Below are 4,487 nucleotides of genomic sequence, written 5' to 3'. Positions count from 1 at the left end.
GAACTCAATCCCGCAAAGCAAAAAGCCCCGATCTCTCGATCGGGGCTGATGCTTAATAAATAGCCTGACGATGTCCTACTTTCACACGGGAACCCGCACTATCATCGGCGCAAAGGCGTTTCACTGTCCTGTTCGGGATGGGAAGGAGTGGGACCACCTTGCTATGGTCATCAGGCTTGACTGGTAACCCTGCTGCGCATGCGCAGCAAGGCAAAATTCATAGAGTGAAATCAGATTTGATTGCGTCTTGGCATAACGTCTATCTCGAACCTTATCGCCTGTTGGCGATCGTCAAAGTTATAGGGTCAAGCCTCACGAGCAATTAGTACCGGTCAGCTTAACGCATTACTGCGCTTCCACACCCGGCCTATCAACGTCCTGGTCTCGAACGACTCTTCAGGGGGCTCAAGGCCCCGGCAAGACTCATCTTGAGACGAGTTTCCCGCTTAGATGCTTTCAGCGGTTATCTCTTCCGCACTTAGCTACTCGGCTATGCCACTGGCGTGACAACCGATGCACCAGAGGTGCGTCCACTCCGGTCCTCTCGTACTAGGAGCAGGCTCTCTCAATCTTGCAGCGCCCACGGAAGATAGGGACCAAACTGTCTCACGACGTTTTAAACCCAGCTCACGTACCTCTTTAAATGGCGAACAGCCATACCCTTGGGACCGGCTACAGCCCCAGGATGAGATGAGCCGACATCGAGGTGCCAAACACCGCCGTCGATATGAACTCTTGGGCGGTATCAGCCTGTTATCCCCAGAGTACCTTTTATCCGTTGAGCGATGGCCCTTCCATACAGAACCACCGGATCACTTAGTCCTACTTTCGTACCTGCTCGACTTGTCAGTCTCGCAGTCAAGCACGCTTATGCCTATGCACTATCAGCACGATTTCCGACCGTGCCTAGCGTACCTTCGAACTCCTCCGTTACACTTTGGGAGGAGACCGCCCCAGTCAAACTGCCCACCATACACTGTCCCCAACCCGGATAACGGGCCAAGGTTAGAACCTCAAACACACCAGGGTGGTATTTCAACGTTGGCTCCACGACACCTAGCGGCACCGCTTCAAAGCCTCCCACCTATCCTACACAGATCTGTTCAAAGTCCAATGTAAAGCTACAGTAAAGGTTCATGGGGTCTTTCCGTCTTTCCGCGGGGAGATTGCATCATCACAAACATTTCAACTTCGCTGAGTCTCTGGAGGAGACAGTGTGGCCATCGTTACGCCATTCGTGCAGGTCGGAACTTACCCGACAAGGAATTTCGCTACCTTAGGACCGTTATAGTTACGGCCGCCGTTTACTGGGACTTCAATCAAGAGCTTGCACCCCATCATTTAATCTTCCAGCACCGGGCAGGCGTCACACCCTATACGTCGACTTTCGTCTTTGCAGAGTGCTGTGTTTTTAGTAAACAGTCGCAGCCACCGATTCTCTGCGGCCTCATTGGGCTCCATCTGTACGACTTCACCTACTAAAGGCACACCTTCTTCCGAAGTTACGGTGTCAATTTGCCGAGTTCCTTCTCCAGAGTTCTCTCAAGCGCCTTAGAATACTCATCTCGCGCACCAGTGTCGGTTTGCGGTACGGTCGTATGTAGCTGAAGCTTAGTGGCTTTTCTTGGAAGCTGGGTATCACTCACTTCAGCGGCAAGCCGCCTCGTTATCACACCTCATCTAAGACCCCCGGATTTGCCTAAGGGCCACGACTACATGCTTGAACCAGGATATCCAACACCTGGCTGAGTTAACCTTCTCCGTCCCCACATCGCACTACATATCGGTACAGGAATATTGACCTGTTTCCCATCAGCTACGCATCTCTGCCTCGCCTTAGGGGCCGACTCACCCTACGCCGATGAACGTTGCGTAGGAAACCTTGCGCTTTCGGCGAGGGGGCTTTTCACCCCCTTTAACGCTACTCATGTCAGCATTCGCACTTCTGATACCTCCAGCAGCCTTCACAAGCCACCTTCACAGGCGTACAGAACGCTCTCCTACCACTTGCACTTGCGTGCAAATCCGCAGCTTCGGTAACTGGCTTAGCCCCGTTACATCTTCCGCGCAGGACGACTCGATCAGTGAGCTATTACGCTTTCTTTAAATGATGGCTGCTTCTAAGCCAACATCCTGACTGTTTTAGCCTTCCCACTTCGTTTCCCACTTAGCCAATTTTGGGGACCTTAGCTGGCGGTCTGGGTTGTTTCCCTCTTGTGTCCGGACGTTAGCACCCGGTGCACTGTCTCCCAAGCTGTACTCATCGGTATTCGGAGTTTGCAATGGTTTGGTAAGTCGCCATGACCCCCTAGCCATAACAGTGCTCTACCCCCGATGGTAATACTTGAGGCGCTACCTAAATAGCTTTCGGAGAGAACCAGCTATCTCCAAGTTTGTTTAGCCTTTCACCCCTATCCACAGCTCATCCGCTAGTTTTGCAACACTAGTCGGTTCGGACCTCCAGCACCTGTTACGGTACCTTCATCCTGGCCATGGATAGATCACTTGGTTTCGGGTCTACACCCAGCGACTGAACGCCCTATTCGGACTCGGTTTCCCTACGCCTTCCCTATTCGGTTAAGCTTGCCACTGAATGTAAGTCGCTGACCCATTATACAAAAGGTACGCCGTCACCCCTTGCGAGGCTCCGACTTTTTGTATGCATGCGGTTTCAGGATCTATTTCACTCCCCTCCCGGGGTTCTTTTCGCCTTTCCCTCACGGTACTAGTTCGCTATCGGTCGATTACGAGTATTTAGCCTTGGAGGATGGTCCCCCCATATTCAGACAGGATTACACGTGTCCCGCCCTACTTGTCGCACGCCTAGTTCCACAATCGGATTTTTTCATACGGGGCTATCACCCACTATGGCCAGCCTTTCCAGACTGTTCTGATAATCCAACTGCTAAAACGTGCAGGCTTCTCCGATTTCGCTCGCCACTACTTTCGGAATCTCGGTTGATGTCTGTTCCTCGAGCTACTGAGATGTTTCAGTTCACTCGGTTCGCCTCGCATACCTATGTATTCAGTATGCGATACCCTTGCGGGTGGGTTTCCCCATTCGGAAATCTCCGGATCAAAGCTTATTTGCCAGCTCCCCGAAGCTTATCGCAGGCTACCACGTCCTTCATCGCCTGTAATCGCCAAGGCATCCACCACATGCACTTAGTCACTTGACCCTATAACTTTGACGCCGGCTGACGGCCGGGTCGGTCAATGACTGGTTTGAGTATTTACGCGTTATGCCGAACTTCAATCTCTGAATTGAAGTTGTTTTGACGCAATCATTAAGTTGCCGGCGGCACGGTGCACCGAAGTGCTTTCCGCCGACAACACTGATTTCGACTCTATGAATTTTTAAAGAACGACAGCCGATCTTGCAATCGAACCGGCCAGGGCGCACTACACGCACTGGCCGCTTCGATCAGAATCGATGGTGGAGGTGAACGGGATCGAACCGATGACCCCCTGCTTGCAAAGCAGGTGCTCTCCCAGCTGAGCTACACCCCCATGTCTGGATGGTGGGTCTGGTTGGATTCGAACCAACGACCCCCGCCTTATCAAGACGGTGCTCTAACCGACTGAGCTACAGACCCGTACCCGGGTAGTCTGTCGTCAACAACAGCCGATAAGTGTGAGCGCTTGAATTGAGTGCTTTATTTCCAGAAAGGAGGTGATCCAGCCGCACCTTCCGATACGGCTACCTTGTTACGACTTCACCCCAGTCACGAACCCTGCCGTGGTAATCGCCCCCCTTGCGGTTAGGCTAACTACTTCTGGCAGAACCCGCTCCCATGGTGTGACGGGCGGTGTGTACAAGACCCGGGAACGTATTCACCGCGGCAAGCTGATCCGCGATTACTAGCGATTCCGACTTCACGCAGTCGAGTTGCAGACTGCGATCCGGACTACGACCGGTTTTCTGGGATTGGCTCCCCCTCGCGGGTTGGCAGCCCTCTGTACCGGCCATTGTATGACGTGTGTAGCCCTACCCATAAGGGCCATGATGACCTGACGTCATCCCCACCTTCCTCCGGTTTGTCACCGGCAGTCTCATTAGAGTGCCCTTTCGTAGCAACTAATGACAAGGGTTGCGCTCGTTGCGGGACTTAACCCAACATCTCACGACACGAGCTGACGACGGCCATGCAGCACCTGTGTTCTGGCTCTCTTTCGAGCACCCCCAAATCTCTTCAGGATTCCAGACATGTCAAGGGTAGGTAAGGTTTTTCGCGTTGCGTCGAATTAAACCACATCATCCACCGCTTGTGCGGGTCCCCGTCAATTCCTTTGAGTTTCAACCTTGCGGCCGTACTCCCCAGGCGGTCAACTTCACGCGTTAGCTACGTTACTGAGAAGGAACCTTCCCAACAACCAGTTGACATCGTTTAGGGCGTGGACTACCAGGGTATCTAATCCTGTTTGCTCCCCACGCTTTCGTGCATGAGCGTCAGTACAGGCCCAGGGGATTGCCTTCGCCATCGGTG

Annotated in this window: 2 tRNA genes and 3 rRNA genes; all 5 read right to left on the bottom strand. The window is 53.0% G+C overall.

From position 1 onward, the window contains the following. Positions 1-62 precede the first annotated feature (62 nt). Positions 63-175 (bottom strand): 5S ribosomal RNA (gene rrf / locus EOE66_RS21600). 126 nt (positions 176-301) lie between these two features. Beyond that, positions 302-3,179, bottom strand: a 23S ribosomal RNA gene (locus EOE66_RS21595). A gap of 255 nt (positions 3,180-3,434) precedes the next feature. Further along, positions 3,435-3,510 (bottom strand) — tRNA-Ala (locus tag EOE66_RS21590). A gap of 9 nt (positions 3,511-3,519) precedes the next feature. Further along, a tRNA-Ile gene (locus tag EOE66_RS21585) sits at positions 3,520-3,596 on the bottom strand. A 70-nt stretch (positions 3,597-3,666) separates the two neighbouring features. After that, positions 3,667-4,487, bottom strand: a 16S ribosomal RNA gene (locus EOE66_RS21580); the annotation flags it as partial.

This window comes from Rubrivivax rivuli (assembly GCF_004016505.1).
GTDB classification, from domain to species: Bacteria; Pseudomonadota; Gammaproteobacteria; order Burkholderiales; family Burkholderiaceae_C; genus Rubrivivax; species Rubrivivax rivuli.
The sequence above is the reverse complement of the archived record's forward strand: the minus strand, read 5'-3'. Positions and strand labels throughout refer to the sequence as shown.